At 33.0% G+C, this 25,177-nt stretch carries 18 protein-coding genes; 6 read left to right on the top strand and 12 right to left on the bottom strand.

Annotated features, from left to right (window positions below):
• Positions 1 to 117: 117 nt before the first annotated feature.
• From ACT3CE_RS09215 to ACT3CE_RS09205, 3 genes are all read right to left on the bottom strand, one after another.
• Positions 118 to 543, bottom strand: a complete 426-nt coding sequence (locus tag ACT3CE_RS09215) for a DUF3859 domain-containing protein (RefSeq protein ID WP_444709478.1) — start codon at positions 541 to 543, stop codon at positions 118 to 120.
• Positions 544 to 644: 101 nt separating this feature from the next.
• Entirely contained in the window at positions 645 to 2,258 is a 1,614-nt protein-coding gene (locus tag ACT3CE_RS09210) for a MutS-related protein (protein ID WP_444709477.1), read from the bottom strand.
• 67 nt (positions 2,259 to 2,325) lie between these two features.
• Positions 2,326 to 3,117, bottom strand: coding sequence for a ribonuclease H family protein (locus ACT3CE_RS09205; protein WP_444709476.1), 792 nt, complete (start codon positions 3,115 to 3,117; stop codon positions 2,326 to 2,328).
• A 471-nt stretch (positions 3,118 to 3,588) separates the two neighbouring features.
• Between ACT3CE_RS09205 and ACT3CE_RS09200 the strand changes: the two genes are divergently transcribed.
• The 4 genes from ACT3CE_RS09200 (at position 3,589) to ACT3CE_RS09185 (ending at position 7,945) form a co-directional block, all read left to right on the top strand.
• On the top strand, positions 3,589 to 4,752 hold the full coding sequence (locus tag ACT3CE_RS09200; protein WP_444709475.1) for a hypothetical protein: 1,164 nt from the start codon (positions 3,589 to 3,591) through the stop codon (positions 4,750 to 4,752).
• Positions 4,753 to 4,944: 192 nt separating this feature from the next.
• The gene (locus ACT3CE_RS09195; RefSeq protein ID WP_444709474.1) at positions 4,945 to 6,189 is read left to right on the top strand and encodes a quaternary amine ABC transporter ATP-binding protein; all 1,245 of its coding nucleotides are present in this window, start codon (positions 4,945 to 4,947) and stop codon (positions 6,187 to 6,189) included.
• Between the two features lies 1 nt (position 6,190).
• Entirely contained in the window at positions 6,191 to 7,051 is an 861-nt protein-coding gene (locus tag ACT3CE_RS09190; protein WP_444709473.1) for an ABC transporter permease, read from the top strand.
• Between the two features lie 21 nt (positions 7,052 to 7,072).
• Complete coding sequence (locus tag ACT3CE_RS09185; RefSeq protein ID WP_444709472.1) at positions 7,073 to 7,945, top strand: glycine betaine ABC transporter substrate-binding protein; 873 nt, start codon at positions 7,073 to 7,075, stop codon at positions 7,943 to 7,945.
• 222 nt (positions 7,946 to 8,167) lie between these two features.
• On the opposite strand, the gene ACT3CE_RS09180 is transcribed toward ACT3CE_RS09185, so the two are convergent.
• Both ACT3CE_RS09180 and ACT3CE_RS09175 read right to left on the bottom strand, forming a co-directional pair.
• Positions 8,168 to 10,207, bottom strand: a complete 2,040-nt coding sequence (locus ACT3CE_RS09180; protein WP_444709471.1) for a M13 family metallopeptidase — start codon at positions 10,205 to 10,207, stop codon at positions 8,168 to 8,170.
• Between the two features lie 175 nt (positions 10,208 to 10,382).
• Positions 10,383 to 12,725, bottom strand: a complete 2,343-nt coding sequence (locus ACT3CE_RS09175) for a TonB-dependent receptor domain-containing protein (RefSeq protein WP_444709470.1) — start codon at positions 12,723 to 12,725, stop codon at positions 10,383 to 10,385.
• Positions 12,726 to 12,959: 234 nt separating this feature from the next.
• Here ACT3CE_RS09175 and mnmA point away from each other — a divergent pair, with 234 nt between their 5' ends.
• The gene (mnmA, locus tag ACT3CE_RS09170; RefSeq protein WP_444709469.1) at positions 12,960 to 14,060 is read left to right on the top strand and encodes a tRNA 2-thiouridine(34) synthase MnmA; all 1,101 of its coding nucleotides are present in this window, start codon (positions 12,960 to 12,962) and stop codon (positions 14,058 to 14,060) included.
• Between the two features lie 12 nt (positions 14,061 to 14,072).
• Positions 14,073 to 14,318, top strand: a complete 246-nt coding sequence (locus ACT3CE_RS09165; RefSeq protein WP_444709468.1) for a DUF3820 family protein — start codon at positions 14,073 to 14,075, stop codon at positions 14,316 to 14,318.
• A gap of 18 nt (positions 14,319 to 14,336) precedes the next feature.
• Here ACT3CE_RS09165 and ACT3CE_RS09160 read toward each other — a convergent pair whose 3' ends face one another.
• The 7 genes from ACT3CE_RS09160 to ACT3CE_RS09130 all read right to left on the bottom strand — a co-directional run bounded on the left by ACT3CE_RS09160 (position 14,337) and on the right by ACT3CE_RS09130 (position 25,177).
• Entirely contained in the window at positions 14,337 to 15,041 is a 705-nt protein-coding gene (locus ACT3CE_RS09160) for a Crp/Fnr family transcriptional regulator (protein ID WP_444709467.1), read from the bottom strand.
• A 284-nt stretch (positions 15,042 to 15,325) separates the two neighbouring features.
• A complete protein-coding gene (locus ACT3CE_RS09155; protein ID WP_444709466.1) occupies positions 15,326 to 15,979 on the bottom strand; it encodes a hypothetical protein in 654 nt (217 codons plus the stop codon).
• A 97-nt stretch (positions 15,980 to 16,076) separates the two neighbouring features.
• Positions 16,077 to 18,626 carry a phosphoenolpyruvate carboxylase gene (locus ACT3CE_RS09150; RefSeq protein ID WP_444709465.1) on the bottom strand — a complete coding sequence of 850 codons (2,550 nt, stop codon included), beginning with the start codon at positions 18,624 to 18,626 and terminating at the stop codon, positions 16,077 to 16,079.
• Positions 18,627 to 19,573: 947 nt separating this feature from the next.
• Positions 19,574 to 21,181: a D-xylose transporter XylE gene (xylE, locus tag ACT3CE_RS09145; RefSeq protein WP_444709464.1), complete on the bottom strand. Its 1,608-nt coding sequence runs from the start codon at positions 21,179 to 21,181 to the stop codon at positions 19,574 to 19,576.
• A gap of 63 nt (positions 21,182 to 21,244) precedes the next feature.
• The gene (gene xylA, locus ACT3CE_RS09140) at positions 21,245 to 22,570 is read right to left on the bottom strand and encodes a xylose isomerase (RefSeq protein WP_444709463.1); all 1,326 of its coding nucleotides are present in this window, start codon (positions 22,568 to 22,570) and stop codon (positions 21,245 to 21,247) included.
• Positions 22,571 to 22,612: 42 nt separating this feature from the next.
• Positions 22,613 to 24,094 (bottom strand): xylulokinase, encoded by a 1,482-nt coding sequence (locus ACT3CE_RS09135; RefSeq protein WP_444709462.1) that lies wholly within the window; start codon positions 24,092 to 24,094, stop codon positions 22,613 to 22,615.
• 87 nt (positions 24,095 to 24,181) lie between these two features.
• Entirely contained in the window at positions 24,182 to 25,177 is a 996-nt protein-coding gene (locus ACT3CE_RS09130) for a GntR family transcriptional regulator (RefSeq protein ID WP_444709461.1), read from the bottom strand.

The raw sequence follows: 25,177 nt of genomic DNA, 5'->3' as shown, positions 1-25,177 counted from the left end.
TTTAAAGTGACAGGATTAGTTGATATATTTTTAGCTAAAATAAAGGGTGAAGAATAATTTATTACACCTTACACTCAGAAAATTAATTAATATCCTACTCTAAATGAGAGCAAAAAATTATTTTCTCAAACTAAACACTTGCCTGCACATTAGTTCATCCTCATAAATAATCTCAAATATCCATTCGCCCAACTGCATTTCCCAGTCAAACTCAAATGTGTAGAAATCATTGCCTAACTCATTGCTGTAACAATCTTTTGCCTCTGTTGTCTCTATAAATTGTTCTTTGCTTATTGGATTCACCAACTTTGGATGCCTAATTCTACACACAAAATCAACGAGTTCTACTATTTTAGAATCATTTTCGAACTGATAGCTTATTCCAAAACTCATTCCTACTCTGGGATAAATAATATCGGTGGTTTTCAAAAACTCCATATCATCAGAATGCAAAAAATATCCTGTCGCACTATCCGGAACAAGATCTTTCTTCGTCTCTCCAATCGGCCTGCATATTCCGTAATCAACTATTTTTATTTTCATTATTATTGTTATAATTTCTTAACAACCCTATTCTATTAATATAAAATTATTAATTGGTATTTTTATTTTAAGTAAAGATACTTATGCCGTTTATTTTCAATTTAATTAACAAAATAATTTTCTAGTTTACTATCCATTTCCTTCGATAAGGCAAGCGCTTCCTTTATTAATTCATCAGGATAGTTATTAATTTGTAATATTTTAATTGCATTTCTATTTTTTAACTTCCCCTCTTTTAATAAATAATCAAAATCGACATATTTATTATTTACAAGTTCACTAAAATGATACAGTTCGTATTCTTGTTGCAATAAATCAGTCAACTCTATATCGTGGGTTGAAACAAATACAATATTATTATTTTTTGCCAAGGCTGATAAAACTGATTTTCCAGCAGATATACGCTCAACAGTATTTGTCCCTTTAAATATTTCATCAAGCAAAAATAAATTTATATTATTATCCGAAGCTTTATCAATCATTTCTTTAATACTCAATACTTCTTCGAAATAATAACTCTTATCGTTCATTAAGTCATCACTAATACGAATAGCAGAATAAATACGAGTACGCGGAATTATTATCGAATCGGCAAAGCAAGTATTTAAAGTTTGTCCTGTAAGTATATTAATACCAATGGTTCTGATAAAAGTGGTCTTACCCGACATATTTGAACCTGTTAACAATATCGATTTATCATTTACTTTGATATTGTTTGCAACACAATCGACAATTAACGGATGATATATTTTTTCTGTATCAATCACATTATTAAGCTCATCAATTTTAGGAATGCAGCATGGCCTGCACCCTTTTCGTAAGGAAGCAATTGAAATTAGACTATCAATATTTCCTACAAAAGAAAATATCGCGTCAATATCCTTTCGCTTTGTTTCTAAACGTTTAATCACAGCAAATAACAAAAGTGGCTCTATTAAAAATAGGATTTTAAACAACTCCAGAATCGACCAAAATATCACTTGAAAATCACCCTGAATATTAGAATCTAACTTGAAAAAGCGCATCCTATTTTTTATTTTATCCATTGATTTAAAAGCATCAGGTAAATCTGAATTTAAACAACTTAATTCTTTATATTGATACAACTTTTTTGCAACATCAAATAAAATCAATAATTGAGGAATAGAGTCGATATACTGAGATAAATTTCTCTTATTCCATAAGTGAAAACAAATATTAATTACAAAAATAAGCAGAAGAACAAAAGCTAATTGTGGATTAAAGGGTAATAAAATAAGCGAAAAAATACTGGCGAAAGAAAGCATTTGCATTACACCAAACCACTTTGGTAGCTTTAAAGTCTGCTCCTGAAACAATGCTCGTATGTAATATGCTTCTCGCTGATTCAATTTTTCTAAAAGCACCTGAATTTTAATTCGAAAATCAACATCATTCGTAAATTGTGAAATTAATTCTTCTTCTAAAACCAGATTATCGGAATTATCTGGTATTACTCTTAGTTTATTATATAAAAATTGTTGTCCGGGTTTTGAATTTGTCCGATCTACAAACATCATTAACTCCTCAAAATCGATGTCATTACAAGTTTTTTCGGATAATACTTGCAAACAATTGGAATGATTTTTATTCTGAAAATAAGTTTTAATTAGTTCAAAATTATAGGTGGTATCTTTTATTTTACCAAAAGCATTTAATAACCGCTGCCTTTGTTTTTCATTCTTTTTAAAAATCATTTTTCTACTTTAATAACTATATCAGATGGGTAAAGTTTGAATAAATTAAATCTTAATTACATAAATTTCACTGGGTATTCCTGGCAGACTCCTTGGCCAACTGATGACAGAAATCTTGTTTCTCATTACCCGAATGTCCTTTTATCCATCTAAACTCAATAATTTTCCCATCGCAGAGGGCATTAATTTGTTTCCAGTATTTTGCAAATTTTACTTCTTGGCCGTAAGCAGTTTGCCAATTATTATGCTTCCAAAAATGAACCCATTGCACAAGTCCTCTTATTACAAAACGACTATCGGTATTCACTTGTATTTTGTTTACACTTTTTAACTGTTGTAAACCTTCCATTACTCCAAGCAATTCCATCATGTTACTACTTCCCTCATTAAATGTCTGCTTATATATTTGCTGTTTTCCATCTGGTGTTTCAATAAAGCCAGCATAAGCCGATTGTCTGGTTTCACAAGTATGCGAACCATCGGCGTATATTTTATGAATATTCTTCGTTCCAGTTTTACTAGTAGTAATATCCAGTTTTTCATTACGCCTGTCAACACGAATGTAATTTCTGTAATCAATATCGTTTAGAAAATTAAAATTTTCTATAAAAACACAACTCACTCTCTGATTAACAGTTAACTTACCTTTAATAGCCGATCGCATTACTTTTTCAAACTGAAATTGAATTTTCCGAATAATCTCAGTAAAATGATTTTCTTCATCAAAAACAATATTGCCCTTATCGGCACAATAAATTAAGCTAACACTCTCGTGCTTATCAGACAGCAAACATTTAATTTTAGAAGCATTAATAGCTTTTATCTCTAAAGTAATTTTAAGTATTTTCAATTTATTCATAATATTATAATGCAATTTAGTTCTTATTCACGAATCATTCGTCTTATACAGAATTAAAATGCGAACAAATACTTATTTTATATAAATAATTTAGGTTACGCCTTATCTATTTTCAGATATTACAAAAGTCAATATCTAAGTAAGTTACTAAATTGGATGTGAATTTTTATTAACAATAAAAAACAAAACCCATTAAAATAAAAATTAAATCTCACTATAAATCAAACAATTATATTGAAAGTCTGTAATAAAAAAGTATCTTTGCGATCTATGGAATTAAAAGTAAGTAAACTTCATAACAAAAGGAATACCAGAATCTACAGCTTTAATTTTCTTATTTTCAGAAATCTGTCCGATAAATTCCTTCCTCCATCTTATAATTAACTCACATACCTAAATATCCGTTTTAATACGGACAATTAATTACATGTAGTCAGTATTCTGCATGTCATATTCATTTAATTTACATTTATGTTTTATTTAAAAACGTGGCTGGGAGTTTGTTTCCTTATTGCCACTATTTCAGTACAAGCGCAAGAAAAACCAAGTGTTGAAATCGGAGGTGCTTTACGATTTAATTACAATTATTCAAGTTGGAAAGATGCACAAAAAACGCGTGGTGGCGATTTTGGCTACGATGTTTTCCGATTAAATGCTAAAGCTAAATACAAAGGTTTAAAATTAAATGCCGAATACCGATTTTATTCCGAAGATTTTGGAGGCTATATGTTAAAACAAGGCTGGATTGCTTATGATTTTAATAAAAATAACGAATTGCAATTCGGTTTAACTCAAGTTCCTTTTGGAATTACAAAATACAATTCAAACTCATGGTTTTTTAGTTTAAATTATTATGTTGGCTTAGAAGACGACCATGATATGGGTCTTAAATTTACTCACTTAGGTGAAAAATGGGATTATAATATAGCCTTCTTTAAAAATGCTGAAGAATTGCGTTTTGGAGGAAATTCGGATGTTTCCAATAGCCGCTATTCTTACGATGTTGGTTCAATTAACTTGGGTGGTGATGATAAATTGAATCTTAGAAATAAAGAGGTAAATCAATTGAATGGAAATTTATCTTACAAAATTAATAATGACAATGCCAAGCATCGCATAGGAGTATCAGCACAGTATGGAGGTTTGTTTAATTTAGATACTGAAAAAAACGGTGATCGTTACGCTCTTGCAGCTTATTACGAATTAAAAGCTGGTAAATTTGGTGTAAAAGCACAATTTGCCAATTATAAATACAATCCGGAAAATCCAGATGGTGAACGCGATGATGTTGTTGCTATGACCGCTTATGGTGCTCCTTATTTGGTAGCTGCCGAGGCAAGCATATACACTCTTGGCTTAAGTTACTCTATACCTCTTGAATGGGGACCTGTATCAAATGTTGTTATATACAACGATTTTGGATACATAAATAAAGCCAAAAGTAATTTTGAAAGCTCTATGATGAATGTTACAGGTGCTATGTTTACTGCCGGTAATATTTATACCTATTTTGATTTTGCTGCCGGAAAAAATCAGCCATGGTTAGGATCAGAATGGACCAATGCTTTGGCAGAAGGAACTCCTGATGCCGACTGGGAAATGCGTTTTAATGTTAATGTAGGCTATTACTTTTAATCTCTAAAACTGCCCGAGGCACGCCTCGGGCAAATAAAAACATTATAAATGTTCATAATGTTTTACAAAAGTATGTTCTAACCAAATACTTAAGAGGTGTTCCTCTTAAAAACGCATATCTCACAAAAAAGAGAGATACCTTTAAATACTTCCTGGGTCTGCCCAGGTTGTTTATTAGAAAAATGAGACGCTATGGCGGATAAAAGAAAAATAAAAATTAAGGTTGAGGACTTAACCTTAATTTTCGGGAAACGCAAACAAGAAGCTCTTACCCTGCTCGAAAAAGGAATTTCAAAAGAAGAAATTTTAAAAAAAACAAAATGCACTGTTGGGGTCAACAAGGTTAACTTTGAAATTAAGGAAGGTGAAATTTTTGTAATCATGGGTCTATCTGGTAGTGGAAAATCTACTTTAATCCGATGTTTAAATCGCCTTAACGAACCTACAGCGGGCAAAGTTATTTTCAATGAACATGATATTACTCGTGAATCGAATAAAGAATTATTGGAAACCAGACGAACAGAAATGAGTATGGTATTTCAAAAATTTGGTCTTTTACCACACAGAACGATTCTCGAAAATGCAGCTTTTGGATTAGAGATTAGAGGAGAAGAAAAGCTGGAAAGAGAAGGAAAAGCTCTAATAGCACTCGAAACAGTAGGTTTAAAAGGATACGAACATCAATTTCCATCGGCAATGTCGGGAGGAATGCAGCAAAGAGTAGGTTTAGCTCGTGCCTTAGCAAACGATCCGGAAGTATTGCTTATGGACGAAGCATTTTCGGCACTCGATCCGCTTATTAAATCGGATATGCAAGACGAGTTGCTGGAAATACAAAATAAGCTCAAAAAAACAATCGTATTTATTACTCACGATTTAGATGAAGCCATAAAAATTGGTGATCGCATTGCTATTATGAAAGATGGTGTTGTTGACCAAATTGGAACCGCCGAAGAAATTCTAACATCGCCAGCAACAGAATATGTTGAAGCATTTGTGCATAAAGTAGATCGTAAAACTATTATTACAGCCGAAACTCTTATGTTTAAAAAGAATACGCTGGTGCAAATACCCAAAGATGGTCCCAAAGGAGCCATTCGTAAAATGCGCACAATTGGAACCGATGTTCTTCCTGTAGAGGACGAAAATAAAGTTTTTCTAGGTTATGTTTGGTTGCAGGATCTTTTAAAACTAGAAAAGGAAAAAGAACTTTCAATTGAGAAAGCGCTTAAAACAAATGTACCTAGTGTATATAAATCCTATTCAGTAGAAGATATGTTACCTCTTATTACCGGGGTTAAATATCCTTTAGCAGTAATAGGAGAAGAAACAGGTAAACTACTTGGTTTAGTATCTCAAACCTCGTTAATTATTGAAGCTACACGATTTGGCAAAAAAGAAATAAGCGAACTAAAAGAACGAGCAAACGAAATGTAATATGGAAAAATTAATTGATCTTGGCACATATATAGAATCGGGCATTAATAAACTGGAAGAAAATTTTTCCGGATTATGGGAAGCTATTGATGAAGCAATTTCGTGGACCGTTAATAGTATGAACGACCTACTGCTTGGTATTCCTTTTTATATCATTATAATACTAGTAAGCTTTGGGGCTTATTATGCCAATGCCGGAAAAAATACATTTAAAATTGAAGGATTAAAAAAAGGAAGTGCACTAGCAGCATTTGTAATTTTTGGTTTATTATTGGTTTACGCAATGGATTATTGGGAAGAATCTATACAAACAACCACCTTGGTTATTGTTTCGACCCTAATTGCACTTTTGTTTGGTATTCCATTGGGTATTGTAGCAGCCCGAAGCAAAGTTGCCGATGTAATTATTCGCCCTATACTTGATTTAATGCAAACAATGCCAGCCTTTGTTTATCTTATTCCAGCTATTTTCTTTTTTAGTGTAGGTAATACTCCAGGAGTTGTAGCTACTGTAATTTTCTCTCTTCCTCCTGCCGTACGTTTAACTAGTTTAGGAATTAGAAACGTTCCCGAAGATGTAATTGAGGCGGGAAGAGCATTTGGAGCAACCGAAAAACAAATACTATTTAAAATTCAATTACCTTTAGCTATGCCAACTATTCTGGCAGGAATTAATCAGGTTATATTACTGGCTTTATCAATGGTGGTAATTGCATCGATGGTAGGAGCTAAAGGCTTGGGTAGTATTGTTTATCAGGGAATTCAACAAAATGATATTGCAAAAGGTTTTGAGTCAGGATTAGGCATTGTGATATTGGCAATAATTCTAGACAGAATAACACAAGCTATTGCAAAAAAATAAATTTAATCAATAAATATAATTATGATGAAATTAAAAAACTTAGCAATTTTATTATTTGTTGCAGCATTAACTATTTCGCTTAGTTCTTGCAACAACAGCGGAAATAAAAAAGCAAAGAGTGAAACTAAAAAAGAAGTTAACATCTTTTATCCGAATTGGACAGAAGGAATTGCGTTTACCTATCTGGCGAAAGCAGCATTAGAAGCAAATGGTTATGCTGTTGAGTTAACTAATTTAGCACCAGGTATGATTTATGGAGAATTATCAAAAGATAACTCAAAAGGTGATGTATTTCTTGATGCATGGCTACCAAATACGCATAAAGACTATTGGACTAATTATGGTGATAAACTTGTAAAGTTAGGCGAATCGTTTAGCGAGGGAACCACAGGATTGGTAGTTCCTGCCTATGTTACCATTAATTCTATTGAAGAATTAAATGCCAATAAAGATAAATTTAATGGAAAAATTATTGGTATTGGTGCTGGCGCAGGTATTCATACCAATACTCTAAAAGCAATTGATGCTTATGGCTTAGATTTAGAACAAGTTACATCAAGTGGTCCAGCAATGGTGGCAAGTCTTGAAAAAGCAATTAAAAAACAAGAATGGACTGTAGTAACAGGATGGAAACCTCATTTTAAATGGGCTAAAAACGATTTAAAATATTTAGAAGATCCTAAAGGTATCTACCCAAAAGATGTTTGTACAATTATCTCGCGAAGAGGATTTGACAAAGACCAACCTGAGGCAGCAAGATTTTTCAAAAATTTTAATCTTAAAGAAGCACAATTATACGCATTAATGACAGCTATTGCTGATAAAGGCGAAGAAGCAGGTGCTACACAATGGTATACAGCTAACAAAGTAATGATTGATGCATGGATGAAATAATCCGGAGATACAAGCATTAAATTATAGGTAAAAAGGAGCCAGATTGTAATAATCCGGCTCCTTTTCTATGTTTGGGACATATCAGTATTCTTATTGAATTCCCATATCTGAATTTTACTATTTTCTTTAAAAAAGACTACAAAAAAGCCAACTCAATTTCTTGAGTTGGCTTATATTATTATATACACTATTCATTCGAATACCTGTATCTGTATTAAATACCTACCAAATTTGGGCTCTTTGTTCTTCGTTACGATACAAAGGATCGGTTTCAGATATATTGAATGCTTCGTAAAACTCAGGAATATTAAATAATCCACCGTTTACTCGATACTCTCCCGGAGAATGAACATCTTCTTTAATCAACTTTCTTAAATATTTATCTCTAACATTACCACGCCACACCTTAGCATAAGCAAGAAAGAAACGCTGCATGTGGTTAAAACCATCAACATCAGCAGGTTCTTTTCCATTTAAAGCCATTTTATAAGCTTCTAATGATATTGTTAGTCCACCATAATCAGCAATATTCTCCCCTAAGGTCAATTTACCATCAACGTGTAAATCATCAAAAACCTGAAAACCATTAAACTGATCGACTAATTTTTGAGCTCTTGCATTAAACTTATCAACATCTTCAGGAGCCCACCAGTCTCTCATGTTACCCTCTTTATCGAATCTACGACCATTATCATCAAATCCGTGAGTCATTTCATGACCAATTACAACACCAATGGCACCGTAGTTTACAGCATCATCACCATTCATATAGAAAAATGGAGGTTGAAGTATTGCTGCTGGAAAAACAACTTCATTTAATAATGGGTGATAGTAAGCATTTACAGTTTGCGGAGTCATTCCCCATTTTTTAGTATCAACAGGTTCTCCTAATTTGGCAACATTTTTCTCAAAACCAAAACGAGCTGCATTCCAAAGATTCTCAACATAAGAATTTGTGCCAACTACCAATTTAGAATAATCTTCCCATTTTTCAGGATATCCGATTTTTACACCAAAAGCATCAAGCTTAGCCAATGCTTCTTTTCTTGTTTCATCGCTCATCCATTCTAGTTTCTCAATTCTTCCGCGCAAAGCAACTTTTAAGTTGTTTACCAACTTATCCATTCTCTCTTTTGCTTCTGGTGGAAAATATTTCTCAACATATAATTGTCCAACAGCTTCACCTAAAACCGAACTTGTAACTCTAGACATACGTCTCCAACGCTCCTGTTGCTCGGTTGCTCCTGTTAGTACTGTTGTATAAAAAGCAAAATTTTGTTTCTCCAATTCAGATCCAACTGCAGCAGCGGCATCATCTAAAACTTTCCATTTTAAATACAATTGAATATCACTCATTTTCTCTTCAACCAACATTTTATTCAATTCGGCCATATAACGAGGATGAGTCGTAATAACATATTCCTTAATATCGGCACCCATTTCTTTAAAATAAGTTCCCCAGGCAAAATTTGGATATTCCTTCTCTAAAACTTCAACTGTTTTAGGGTTGTACATTGCAGGATAGTTTCTATTCTCAAGGCGAGTATTAAATTTTTCGGCCATGCGAGTCTCAAATCTCATAATTCTATCTGCACTCTTCTTCGCTACTCCTGCATCATCACCAATTAGTTCAAACATTTTCGCAACATGCTTCACAAATTCTTTACGGATATTTTCGCTGGTTTCATTATCAGCAACATAATAATCACGATCCGATAAAGACAAACCGGCTTCTCCCAAATACATTCTATTTACAGAGGTATTTTTCATATCCTGCTCAACTCCTGCGCTAAAAAAAGCACTTACACCCATTTTATGCAGGTGAATTAATTCTTTCAACAAATCATCAGAATTAGTAAGAGCAGCAATTTTTTCGAACTCTGGCAATAATGGTTTAATACCAACTTCATCAATTTTTTCCACATCCATTGCGGTGGCATAAAAATCCTGAATTTTCTTTAAGTTACTACCCTCTTCTGCATTATCGCTTGTAGCAGCTTCCTCTAATATAGAATGAACAGCCTCGTTAGCACTTTCTCCTAAAATATCAAAAGCTCCATATCTACTTTTATCTGCAGGAATAGGAGTATTTTTCATCCATGTTCCATTAGAATATTCAAAAAAATTGTCTCCTGGTTTTACGGATAAATTCATATCCTCTTTTTTAATCACACCAGTTCCTTTAGGCGCCTGCTGAGAGCATCCCGAAGCAATGGTCAAAGCCAAACCAAGACCTAAAATACCACTTGTTAGTTTTTTCATGTTTAGTTATTATAAGTATTTATAAATTCACTTAATGAGTACGAAAATAGTAAAAACCTTAAAAAACCATCTATTTATTCGATAAGCACACAAAATCTCAAGATAAGTAAGCTTTGATTATCTCATCGAAAGAGATATGTTTTGAATAGGAAAACCAAACAATAATAAATTTAAACTACTTCTGATTGTCGAAATTATACGTCAGTTTTAACATTACGGATGGTTTATCTCTGTAATTATCCACAAAAATAAAGTTATTGCCTTTAGTTGTGTATTTGTATTTTATGCTATTAAATACATTTTTAACTGATAGTAAGATCTGCCACCGATCATCCTTCATCGTTTTTTTTAAGGCCATATTTGAAAAAACATAAGCTTCACGCTCCGATTGTGCAGATACATAAGGACTCTTATATTTCAAATCCCATTTAAAGGTGAAATTATTAGGTAGTGTAATAATGTTATTCAATCTGGAATCGACTTTTAAATGTTCCTCTTTTGAATTTTGATTTTCGTAGTCAACATCTAATCGATAATGATACATACTTGTTGAAAGGTTTATATTCCACCAGGAAGATAAATCTACACCCCCCATAAATCCGCATCCTATACTTAATGATTTTCCAATATTGTCTTTCGAAGAAACACTTACATAATCCGATTCTAATCGATAATATTCCTGTATTACATCAGATGTTTGATGCACAAACAATTCAAGTCCAATAAAATCTTTATTCCATGATTTTTTATAATTCAGTTCGAACGAATTGGAATAAGATGGCATTAAATTTTCATTTCCTTCCGCATAAGAATAGCTATCTTCATAGGTTCTAAAGGGCGCCAAAGGCCAGTAGTTGGGTCTTTGGATACGTCGCGAATAACTAACTCCAATTTGATGTTCATCAGTAAAATTATATAACAAATAAACACTTGGAAAGAAATCATAAAAATTTTTACTCGAAGGTTTCTCAATTCTTTCTCCTTGTTGATTGGTATATTCGTAATCCGATTGTCGATAAGTCGATTCGGCTCGGACACCCAACTTATATTCAAACTTTCCGATCTTACTTTTAAAAGTAGCAAAGCCTGCATAAACATCTCTCTTGTACACCACCTCCTGATCTATCGGATCATTATAAATAGAAGTAATCACATCCTTCAAATTGTATGTTCCATTTGTAACTGTCATTTTTGGAATATGATCCGTATCTACCTGTCCTCCAATTTCAAAAGAGGAATTTTTACTCAGGATATTTGCATAACATAATTTTAAACTCACAAAAGTTTCGTTATTTTCCGTATCCTGTGAGCCTATTTTTTCAATTCTTTCATCATATATTTTTGTATCAATTACCTGCCCTATATATTGATGCAAATAGGTAGAATAATCGGCATAAAAAGACAATAAATGATCTTTATTTTTTGTAAAACTGTGCTGGTATTCAAATGTTGTACCCAGATATTGATATTCACTCTTGTTTCTATTTATCAAATCATACGCTTCATATTCAATTTCATTTCCATCCTGTAAAGTTTGTTCCATAAAATGTCCATTCGCTTTATGATCATTACCTAACAATAATGGATTTACATTAATGTTGAAATCAACGCAATCTTTATCTGTAACATCATAATTAAACCCAAATTCGAGGTATCCATTACTTGCTGATTGTTTTCGATCTACATGATAGTCAACCATAAATTGCTGATCCTCATAATTGTAGATTTTACTGCCTTCAACCTCTATATCACTCCAGTAATATTTACTGGCATTCCCATTAATATACCATCCCCCTTTTTCCGATTGCTTATCAATGGATAATGAAAAATTTCTGGAATCATTGGTAGATATCTGAGCACTAGTTGTAATCGCATAACCTTCCAATCGATTCTTTTTTAAGATAATTTGAATAATTCCTGCTGTTCCTTCAGCATCATACTTTGCAGATGGATTTGTAATAACTTCAATTTTATCAATTTTAGATGCATCGAGTTGTTGCATTTTTTCCACTCCATTTCTTACTGGATGTCCGTTAATAAATACTTTAAAACTACCATCGCCACGGTAGGTTAATTCTCCCTCAAAACTAAGTTCTAAAGATGGAACATTCTCCAAAAGGTCTAAGGCAACACTTGCTTCAGGAAAACTGGAAGCATTTATCACCTTACGATCTACTTTATAACAAAGAGGCGATTTAATAGACTTTACACTTACCTCATTTAAATTTTCACTTAATACTTTTAAGCCTACTGCTCCAATATTTAAAGTTCCTTTAGACACAATTACATCCTTAAATTCAATAGATTGATAGCCTATAAAACTCAATGCTAAATTATATTTTCCTCTTTGTATTTTTTCAATTGCAAATTTTCCTTTATCATTCGTAACTGCTCCTAACAAAATAGTGGAATCACTTAATGAAGTTAAAATTGCGTTAGCATAAGGAAGTGGGCTTAAATTTTCCTCATCAATTATTTTTCCAATAATTTTATAATCCTGAGCATAAATATCTTGCATAAATAAAAGGAAAATTATTAGTAGCACGATGCTTTTCATTTCAATTTAGGGTTTAATTGTTTTTTTAAACCACAGGCTTTTCCGAATTGTCTATCTCTTATCTTTTTCTGATATTTGGCGATTCTTAGGCCTGCAATTTTTTAATTACAAAATCAAGACGAATGATTCCTTTAAAAAGTTACAGGTCAAAATAATAACTTATTATAGATATAGAATCTACTAAATTTTCATTGCATGCATAATGTAAATACGACAAAAGGAAAAATAATTTTAGGCATGAGTGGAGGAACCGATTCATCGGTAACAGCTATGTTATTAAAAGAGCAAGGTTATGAAGTTATAGGAGTTACCTTATGGTTTTATACTCACAGTCACTCTTACGCAGCTAATGATTCTTATCCTGAATTTATTCATGAAGCTAAAAAGCTAGCAAAAGAACTAAATTTGGAACACCATATTATTGATGCACGTAAAGAATTTAGAGATACCATTATACAATTCTTTTTAGATGAATACATGGCTGGTAGAACTCCAAGTCCTTGCATTCAGTGTAATCCGAATTTAAAATGGAAATTGCTATGTGCTAAGGCCGATGAATTAAATTGTGAATATGTAGCCACAGGTCACTATATTAAAATCGTAAAAGAGGACAATTACTATTACATAAAAAAAGGAAAAGATTTGGTTAAAGATCAATCCTATTTTTTATGGAATTTAAAACAGAATATATTATGTAGAACCCTTACTCCGCTTGGTGAATATACAAAAGATGAAGTTCGTAAGCTTGCAAAATCATTTGGTTTTGCAAGAGTGGCTACAAAACCGGAAAGTATGGGAATTTGTTTTATGAACAGAATGGATTACCGCGAATTTCTTCAGGAAATGATTCCTGATATCAACAAGAAAATTGGGAAAGGAAAACTTGTAAATACACAAGGAGAAGAAATAGGCACTCACGATGGATATCCTTATTATACTGTTGGCCAAAAACGAGGCTTATCGTTAAAAGAAAAATCGGGCTTAATGGTTAGTAAAATCGATAAAAAAAATAATATTCTTACTTTAGAAAAAAAAGATGATTTAAATAAACTACACATTAATGTTTCTAACTATTATTTTCATAATATTAAGGATATTAATACCAATAATATCACCACTTTGGTTCGAGGCTTAGGCAGAAATCCTAAAGGTTTTTCAAAAATTACAATTATAAACGAAACAGAACTTATCGTAAATTTAGAAAATCCTGCATGGGCAATTGCTCCTGGGCAACCTGTTGCATTTTATATTGAAGACAAACTTATTGGCGGGGGATTCGCCGAAAACAATAAATAATATCTTAAACAAATGGATCAGTCAAGCCCCAACAAAGCAGAAATGAACGAGGCATTAATAAAATTAATTCAGATGAGAATGCCCTTTGGAAAATATAAAGGACGTTATTTAATCGATTTACCAGAAACTTATTTGGTATGGTTTAGAGAGAAAGGTTTTCCTCCTGGAAAATTAGGCGAAATGATGGCTTCTATGTATGAAATAAAATTAAATGGACTGGAAGGTATGCTTCGCCCTTTATGTAAAAAATATCAATAGTAAAATTGATATTTAATATTATGCCAGCTTGCTTATTTTCATCAGTTTTTCCATATCTAAAATAGTTACATTAGCATCAGTCACACTTATTATTTTATCGTTCTCGAAGCTTGTCATTTGTTTGGAAACACTTTCCCGACTAGCTCCTATCATAGATGCAATTTCCTTTCGATTTAAAGGCAAGTTAAACTCTTCTGAATCGAAAATAATTTGTGAAAAATATAACAAAGCATCAGCAACTTTACCAAATATTTTCTTGCGATCCTGATCAATAAAATAAGAGTATGAATTTAAAGTAGTATTACAAATCATAGATAGAATTTCGTATCCAAAACGACCATTTTCTTTGATAAGTTGAGAAAATACCGACCATTCTATATAACAGGCGTGCACAGGAGTAAGAGCTTTGTAATAAAAATGATTTGCCGAATCGTTAAACATAGAATATAAGCCCAAATAAGTGTCTTCTTTTACAATTTGTAATATATATTCCTTATTATTTTCTGTTTTTGTAAATTGTTTAACAAGACCTTCACGCAAATAAATAATATGCGATTTCGATGATGATTCTGTTAATATCTCATCGCCTTTATCAAAGGTAACTTCAGTACAACTCCGGCCCAGTTGTTTTATCTCGTGAGTCATAAGGTTCTTTACCGCACAAGATTTATCATCACAAATTTGACAATTAGGATGTATTTTATTTACAGGTTTTAATTGCATAACAGCATAAATATAATATAAATACAGCACATAAAATCACTCAATTTTAGTCTTTCAACCTTAGAATATATTGGTTAATAAAAATATTATCTACATCTTACTGATTACGTAAAGTGACAGGACAAAAATAGCAATTAAAAACACTAGTATTTTAAGAATATATGATGAATGATAATTCACTAAAAATTTTAATTATACTTCAAAATATACTTATGAGCCTAATATCTTTCAAAAAAAAAGCTATACATATTGTATAGCTTTTCTATAACCATTAAAATTTAAGCTTATAAGCCCAAATTCTTATTTTTTATAACTTCATCCTGAAGTTTTCTGGCTAATTTCTGTTCGCGAACCAATGCATTTTTTCGATGCGTATCGAATTCTTCTCGAACTTCTTTCAGTGTATTTTTAGTTTCTACCGTTACGGAATTACTTCTTTTAAATAGCAAGAAACAAATAGCAGCTAAAATAAGCGACACAAAAATAATAGCCCACATAATGGTATTGTATGTCCCTTTGGGTAGCTCAACACCTAAAAACTTCATACTGTCTTTCGATTTTACTGTAGCATCCAATTGACTTTGAAGACTCTTCATATCATCTTTCAGCTTTGTAATCTCAGTATTTTGATTATTCAATAATGTTTTCGAATCTTTCAATTTAGTTCTGAAGAATATTAGCGAATCCTGCACGTTTGATCCAAACTTTCGAATAACAGGGTTCTTTATTACCTCATAATCTTGCCAATTATTCGATCTTTTTATCATGTAATCAAATTGACTTTTAATGGTTCCCTTATCAAGAGATATTTTCACCTCCCTCTTAGCTCTTGAAGATTTTTGTGCAGAATCTTGTTGGGAATTTTGTTTAGTATCCTGAGCACTTAAACTTAAAGACAAAAAAAAGATTAAAATAAAAGAAAGAATTGACTTGTGCATGTTTATTGATTTTCTAAAATTATTATTTACTAATTACAAAGGAAACGATAATTTGTTTCTAAAATTGTTAAGGAGATAAATTTCCTTAAACATTTTTTTAAGCAGAATTGCGACTAGCATTTATGTTACCATAAAGCGACCGTATAACTAACTTCTGCAATATACTGTATTTTGTATGCTTTGTTTCATTATTTTGTTCTAATGCACGAATTTTTATCAATGCATATTGTTGAATTGTAATTAATGGTAACACCATCTCTTCTCTTAGTTTTATAGAGTCTTTTAAAACCAACGACTTCTCTAATAATTGAGACTGATTTGATACTTTCACTAACATTTCTATACTCAATTGATATTCATCGTAAATCCATTTCCAAAATGTCCCAAATTCACTATCTCTTTTCATGTATTGGGTTAACTTAAAGTGAGATTTACTAATAGATTGCATACTATTTTCGACCAGAGTCCTAAAAAATAAAGATTTTTTGTATAATTTTTGGCAAGCTTCAAACTCCCCCTCTTCCTCAATTCTTTTTAATGAACTTCCTACTCCAAAAAATCCAGGAACATTTTGTTTCATCTGACTCCAGGCTCCAACAAAAGGAATTGCACGTAAATCTTCAAAGTTCAGTTTATCAGATTGGCTTCGCTTTCCTGGCCGACTTCCAATATTTGCTTTCCCATAATATTTAAGCACACTCATTTTTTCCAGATAAGGTACAAACTTATCTGAAGTTTTAAAACGCTCATATTCCTCTAGACTGTAGCCAGACAATTTTTCCATTATCTGTCTGTCCTGTTTATTTAATTGTTTACTCTCATCGTTAAACAGACGATTTTCGAGACCTGCCGAAATCAATCGCTCCTGATAAAATTTTGCAGAATCCTCGGTTCCGAATTTTGAGCTGATTGTTTGTCCCTGAATGGTAACCTGAATATCTTGATTCTCGATATTATTACTTAATGACGAATAGAATTTATGGGTATTTCCACCACCTCGGGCCGGTGGTCCTCCTCGACCATCGAAAAAGGCTACTGTGATTCCCATTTCTCTGGAAAGTTTAGTGATATTTTCTTTTGCCTTATAAATATTCCAATTGGCAGAAAAGTATCCTCCATCTTTAGTACCATCCGAAAAACCTAGCATTATGGTTTGTTTATTATTCCTGCTCAACAAATGCTTTGCATACTCTGGATTCTCATACAGTTTCCGCATTGTTTTATCGGCTTGTTCTAAATCATCAATGGTTTCAAACAATGGAATTATATCCATCGGTACTTGATTTTGCCAGGCAAGCATTTTACTCATCGCAAAAACACGTGCAACATCGTCGGCAGCTCGACAATTACTAATTATAAATCGATTACAGGCAGCCTCGCCGTTACGTGATTGAATTTTCTTTATACTCTGAAATATATTTAAAGTATCACTAAGAACATTATCATCGGTTTTAAAGCCAGATACTTTAGTTTTAAGCTTTGTAAGTTCCTCAAAAGTAAACTTGATATTCGCATGTTTTAGTTCCGGTGCAGTTTCGCACAATAAATCAAATGCTTTTTTAATAATTCGGCTATCCTGCCTTATATCAATACAAGCAAAATGAGTTCCGAACAGTTTTATTTTATTTCGAAAATCTCTCAATAAATCAACAAAAAATCCATCGTGATCCTTTAAAAGTAATTGCTCTATCTCACTTAAGGAATCAAGTATTTCTTTTTCGTGAAGTTGTTTAGAAGAATCGGTAGTATTTAGGGATTCTAAAATTTTTTCTTCTAGATCCAGAACTAATTCATATACTCCTTTAAAGCTCAATCGTCTTCTTAAAACCCGAATATCCTTGTGATAATTAGAAAACAATATGTATCGTAAACGATCTGCCACAGCCAATGTTGTATCGGTATTCACAAAAGGATTTCCATCACGATCGCCACCAGGCCAGAACCCAAAGGAAATTACGTTTCCGGTATGCTGTTCCGGATCATCAACCTCTTTCATTAACTTTGAATAAAGATCTGATGCCGAATGATAAAATATATTCTCTAAGTACCATGTTAAACTTTTGGCTTCATCGTAAGGCGTTGGTTTTTCTTTTTTAAAGAAAGGAGTTTTTCCCAACTGTGTTAACAATAATTTAATTCGCAATAAATCGTTTACCTGTATGGCTTCAATTAAATCATTAATAATTGCTAATACAGCACTTGGATAAAACTGTGTAGGATGCGCTGTTAATACAATACGAACACCTATACTTTTTAAAGCCTCACTCATTTTCGACCTGCTTTGTTCTCCCGAAAGTCGGTTTCTGATAGCTTCCAATTTTCCTCTTCCCTCGGGATCATAAAGTTTCAGAAAAGCAGCATCTTCTAATGCATCCAAAAGCACAACTTGTCGTTCTATATAACTAATTACCCGAAACATAAAATCGGTCTGCTCTTTTTCTGTCGTAAACTCGGTTTGTTTCGAAAAAAACTGATCCAGAATCTCGACAGGAGACTTGCCCTCATTCAGGCCTTTGGCACATTCATCTTTAAGTAAAGGAATTAAAATTCCTGTATCATGAATTTTCTCCAATGGCAAAGTAAGAAATATGCTGTTGTATAATTTGTATTTTAGCTCAACTTCGTTTTGAAATTTTTCTGATCGCATAAAAACTAATTTTTATCCTTATTGAGAATAAAGATACTTGTAAGCCTTTAGATAATAAAATGTAAATACAATTAAATATCAATTACCATAAGAATATAATTAAAAATTATATTTCTAATGCTTTCTACATCTCAGCTTTGCTATTACTGGCAGATGATCAGAAGGATAACGCATATCTATTTTATCATCAATTATTCTATTGTTTTTTACAGCAAATTTATCATGGGTAAATATGTAATCGATACGGTCGGTATCTTTTTACGTGTGCTTAAATACATTAAACGTTCCCATAGTCGCATTTTTTTACTCTTAATAGTAGTATCAAACATCTCGGCAAATAGATATTTAATCACCTTATTATCAATATATAAATTCAGATTCTAAACTCTCGGTGAAACGAATATTTAATGATATTACCAATAAATCGTACATATTGCAAGCTCCTGTATTAAAAAAGATGTGTATGACTAAAACCTGCAACTGTAGAATCGAGCCAAAAATAGCAAGTTATTCTATCCCATCCAGATAATCCGTTATCGGGACTCAGCTAAACCATACCAAATAGAGCAGCTGCACCGGGATAGGTATTTTCTGGTCCATCGGTTCCTACAATTGGGTTTACATATTGAGATAAATTCTTTTGCTTTTTACTTGCTTATCACTACAACCAAAAAGACCAATCATCTCCAAACAAACGGCTAATAATCTCATAATAATTACTAATTTAATTTCTGCATATTTAAAAGCAGAAACAATAAATTAAAATTTGGTTTTTGGTGATAATTTGGATCAAAAGATGATTGACTAGAGGTTTATGTGGGGAAAAACAAAAAGGACCGGCAAAGCCGATCCTTTAGATTATCCATTATCTTAAACCAATAAAACCCACCAACTTATCTATTAATTAAATGATAATGGATAAAATATGTAACTACTAACTAACAATTTTATTTTTTCCAAAGTTTTTGCATGTCTTCCAAAGACCTTCCTTTGGTTTCGGGTACTATTTTCCATACAAATAGTGCAGATAAAATTCCCATTGCACCATAAATCCAATATGAAAATCCATGATTGAACATACCGGTTAACCACGAATTATCATTCATCATTGGGAATGTCCATGAAACTGCCATATTTGCCATCCACTGAGCAGCAACTGCCAACGACATTGCACTACGAATAGAGTTCGGAAATATTTCAGAAAGTAGAACCCAGGTAACTGGTCCCCACGACATTGCAAAGAATGCAACATATCCTAACATGGCAAACAGAGCAACTAAGCCTAATTGATCCATATAAAAAGCGGTACCCAAAGCAAACATACAAATTCCCATTCCTACACCACCAATAATCATCAATGGCTTACGACCAAATTTGTCTACAGTAAATATGGCAAGTACGGTAAATATCAAATTGATTGCTCCAACCAAAATGGTCTGAAGTAAAGAAGAATCTGTATCATTACCCATATTTCTGAAAATTTCAGCGGCATAATACAAAACCACATTAATACCTACAAATTGTTGAAATACAGATAGCAAAATTCCTATTACTATAATCAAACCTCCAAAAGATAACCATGGAGCATTATTTTCTTTCAATGACTCCTTAATTTCAGCCAATAGCTGAGAAGCTTTACTAGTTCCTACTATTTTATTCAATATCCCTTCAGCTTCCTTTTCGCGCGATTTCATAATTAAATATCGTGGCGATTCAGGAACAAAATACAACATCACTAAAAAGAGAATAGCTGGGATAGTTTCAGATGCAAACATGTATCTCCATCCTGTTTCATTCAACCAATTAATATCTCCGGTTTGGGAAATGGCGTAATTCACAAAATAAACCACCAACATACCAAACACAATTGCAAACTGGTTAGCAGAAACCAATGTTCCACGATATTTTGCAGGTGCAATTTCGGCAATATACATAGGTGAAAGCATAGATGCGATTCCTACTCCAATACCACCTATAATACGATAAAAGATAAAAGCACTAATGGTACTGGTTCCGAAAAAGTTCAATATCTCAGGAATTGAAGACCCAACTGCTGAAATTGTAAATAGAACTGCGGCTAAAATCAATCCTCTTTTTCTTCCTAGTTTCTGACTAATAGAACCACATATTGAACCTCCAATAACACAACCAATTATAGCACTTGAAATTGTGAATCCATTAATCGAATTCAAGGTATTTTCGGTAAGTTCGTTTACGGATACCCAAAATTGAGTATACCAAATTACAGCGCCTATAAGAACGATTAATGCACTATAAATAATTCCCTTTTGTTTTCCATACATGCGAAACATGAAACTTGAAACCAAGGAGGAAACAATTATAAAACAAAGAGAAATAATAATCTTATATTCTCCCAGAACTTGTAATGCAAGTGCACTATCAGATTCTAATGGAGTAACAAAAAATACTTTGAGGGCTTCAGTAGCACCACTAATTACGGCAGTATCGTAACCAAACAGCAATCCCCCTAGTGTAGCCACTAAAGTAATTCCTATTATAAACAATAAGCTCCCTTTTGATTGGGTTTGAGTCATGGGTTTGGAATTGAATTAAAAGTGAACTCCTGCAGAATAATCTGCAGGAATTTGTATTAAGTTTTAAATATACCAATTTATTAACTGTTCTAACATTTCTTGTTTTCCACTAATTTGAGCTGGCTCTCCAACTTCTTTAGCAATCTTTCTAAGATCTTCTAGAGAAAGATCACCATTAGCAAAAGCTTTTCCGTTGCCAGATGCAAAAGAGGCATAACGATCTTTTTTCAATTGTAGATACTGAGATTCTGTTCTGATTTTATCAGCAATAACCAAAGCACGAGCAAATACATCCATACCACCAATGTGTGCCATAAAAATATCATCTAAATCTGTTGAATTACGTCTGGTTTTTGCATCAAAGTTGATACCTCCGTCAGTGAATCCATCATTCTCAAGAATTGGCAACATAGCCTCAACAGTTTCGTAAATACTAGTTGGGAATTCATCTGTATCCCATCCATTTTGGTAATCTCCTTTATTAGCGTCAATGCTTCCTAACATATTATTATCAACGCAAGTTTGTAATTCATGCGCAAAAGTATGTCCTGCTAAAGTTGCGTGATTTACCTCAACATTAATTTTAAAATCATCGGCCAAACCGTATTTATTTAAAAATCCCATTACAGTTGCTGAATCGAAATCATACTGATGTTTAGATGGTTCCATTGGCTTAGGCTCAATTAAGAAAGTTCCTGTAAAACCATTCTTACGACCATAATCGCGAGCCATAGTTAGGAATTGTGCCATGTGATCCAACTCTTCTTTCATGTTTGTATTCAAAAGAGACATGTAACCTTCACGACCTCCCCAAAACACATAACCTGTTCCACCTAAAGCTATTGTTGCATCTAATGCATTCTTAACCTGAGTACCAGCATTTGCCACTACATTAAAATCTGGATTTGTAGAAGCACCATTCATATAACGAGGGTTAGAGAATACATTTGCAGTACCCCATAACAATTTAACTCCCGAATCGGCTTGCTTTTGCTTGGCATAATCAACCATGGTAGTTAATCTCTTCTCGATTTCAAAAACAGAAGCATCACCTACCACATCGGTATCATGAAAACAATAAAAAGGAGCTCCCAACTTAGTAATGAACTCAAAGGCAGCATCCATTTTAGATTTTGCAGCGTCAATAGCATTGGCTTCTGTTCCCCAAGGGAATTTTTGTGATCCTGGTCCGAATGGATCTCCACCATCGCCACAGAATGTGTGCCAGTATGCTACCGCAAAACGCAAATGCTCTTTCATTGTTTTACCTGCAACAACACGATTTTCATCGTACCATCTAAATGCTAAAGGATTTTTTGATTCTGGTCCTTCGTAAGCAATCTTTCCAATTCCTGGAAAATACTCTTTGTCTCCTTTTAAAATAGTCATGATGTTCTATCTTATTAAATTATAATTGTTTTTTTGCTATCTCTATAAATTCTTTTGCAATTCTTTGGTCCAACGCGCATAAGCTTCCTGCATTTCTTCACGAAGATTTTCATCTGGTTTAATGGTACTTATTTTTTCTAAACCTGAAAAAGCCTCTTCCAATGATGAATAAATGGCAGCTCCATATCCAGCTCCACGCGCTGCTCCCAATGCTCCATCGGTATCGTACAATTCAATGGTTGCTCCCGAAACAGTAGATAAGGTTTTTCTGAACAACGGACTCAGGAACATGTTTGCATGTCCGGCACGAATTACCTTAGCCTTCACTCCAATTTCCTTCATTACTTCCATTCCATAAAAAAAAGAAAATGCTATTCCTTCCTGAGCTGCTCTATAAATATGAGCATCGGTATGTCGGTTTAAATTTAAATTGGAAATTTGAGCACCAACTTCGCGATTGTTTAAAACTCGCTCGGCTCCATTTCCAAAAGGAAGAATTGTAATTCCATCAGATCCAACAGGAATCTCCATGGCCTTTTCGTTCATTTCAGCATAACTTAGTCCTTTTGCAACATTATGGTTTAACCAGGAATTCATAATTCCTGTTCCATTAATGCAAAGTAAGATTCCTAATCGCTTATCTTTTTCGGTATGATTTACATGAGCAAAAGAGTTAACTCTCGAAAACGGATCGTATTTAACCTCATCGCTTACCCCATAAACTACACCCGAAGTTCCTGCTGTTGTTGCAACTTCTCCTGGTTTTAGCACATTTAAAGATAATGCATTGTTAGGCTGATCTCCTGCACGATAAGAAACTATTGCTGAGCTTGAAAATCCTAATTCCTCAGCCATCTCAGGAAGAACTTGTCCCTGATTCGAGAAAGTATCTACAATATTTGGAAGTAAATCCTTATTAAATCCGTAAACATTAAGCACCTCTTCGGAAATTGTATTGTTCTTAAAATCCCAAAAGATACCTTCTGATAATCCGGAAACGGTAGTGCAAATCTTACCAGTTAATTTCATAGCAATGAAATCTCCTGGCAGCATAATTTTATAAATTTTTGAATAAGTCTCTGGTTCATTTTTCTTTACCCAAGCCAATTTACTCGCTGTAAAATTTCCTGGCGAATTCAATAAATGAGAAAGACATTTATCTTTACCCATTTCAGAAAAAGCCTCATCGCCTACTGAAACAGCTCGGCTATCACACCAAATAATTGAAGAGCGTACAGGTTCTGAATCTTTATCGACACAAACCAAACCATGCATTTGATAGGAAATACCAATGGCTTTTACCTCTTCCTTATCAACATTTGCAGTTTTCATTACGCTTTTAATGGCCAGCTTTAAGTTTTCCCACCACATTTGTGGATCCTGTTCTGCCCAACCTAACTCGTGAGCTGTAATTGCCATTTCTTTTTTTGGAAAAAAATCAGTTGCAAGACATTTGCTAGTCTCAGCATCTAATAAGGATGCTTTAACTGATGAACTTCCTATATCTAATCCGAGTAAATACATTTTATTGTTTTTTATTCCGTTCTGCTCTGTTCTGTTCTGAGGCAAATATATAAATGTTTTTTAAATAAAAAAACATAGCATGAAAAATTATAGAGAACTTCTTTCGATTAAACTTGTAGAAATACAGCAAGACTCAACATTAGAGCTTGTTATAAATTCTGCCATTTTTTTTCCCATTAAATAAAAATCGGTAGAAAGAACAGTAATTCCTTTATCGATATACTTTTTCATGGGAGTTTCGTTATATGATATTAGGCCAATATCCTTACCAAATTCTAATTTTTTTTCTCTCGCTTTATCCAAAATCTTAACCATAGCCCTATCGCTAACCGATAAATAGACAGTATTCTTTTTAACATCTATTGCATCAGAATCAGTTATAATTGAATGCTTTATTCCGTTGACTTTACAAAATCGAAGGAAAAATTCAACCGTTTCATAAGGATGATAGGTATAATCGGGATAAACAAAACAAAAATGTTTATATTTCTTAATTTTCTTCACTCCCGTTTGTAAGGCATTCTGCACAGATTGGCCAAAATCCTGAAAAATTTGCAAATGCTGGTCCTCAGCATTTATGTTCCAATCGACAATTAATACCTTTTTTGGATCAAGTTGTTTTAGAGTAGCAGCAATTTCTGAATTATCGAAACTCATAATTATATATTTGCTGTATTTACCTGCACTCTCACGAACAAGGTTTTTAAAAACTTCGATATTATAATGGTGAAAATGCAAGTCAACAGTCACATTATCAGGAAGGCTTTTCCGGAAACTATCGTACAAAACCTCTTTGTAAGCTTTAAAAGTGTCTAAAAACAAGAATACTCTGGTAATTTCACCAGCCACAAAATATCCTTTATTAGGAACCGATTCTATTACATTCCTCTTTTTTAACTCTGCGTAAGCTTTAAAAACTGTATCACGCGAAAGCGAACACTCCTTGCACATCTGATTTACCGATGGTAAAACATCACCAGGCTTTAGTATTTTTTGACTGATAGCATCCTGAAACGCCTGTATTAACTGTTGGAATTTCGGTACTGGGCAAGTACTATCGGGAGTAAAATTAAAAGCCTTCAT

The organism is Marinifilum sp. RC60d5 (assembly GCF_052400665.1).
Lineage (GTDB): Bacteria > Bacteroidota > Bacteroidia > Bacteroidales > Marinifilaceae > JBQTGK01.
The sequence above is the reverse complement of the archived record's forward strand: the minus strand, read 5'-3'. Positions and strand labels throughout refer to the sequence as shown.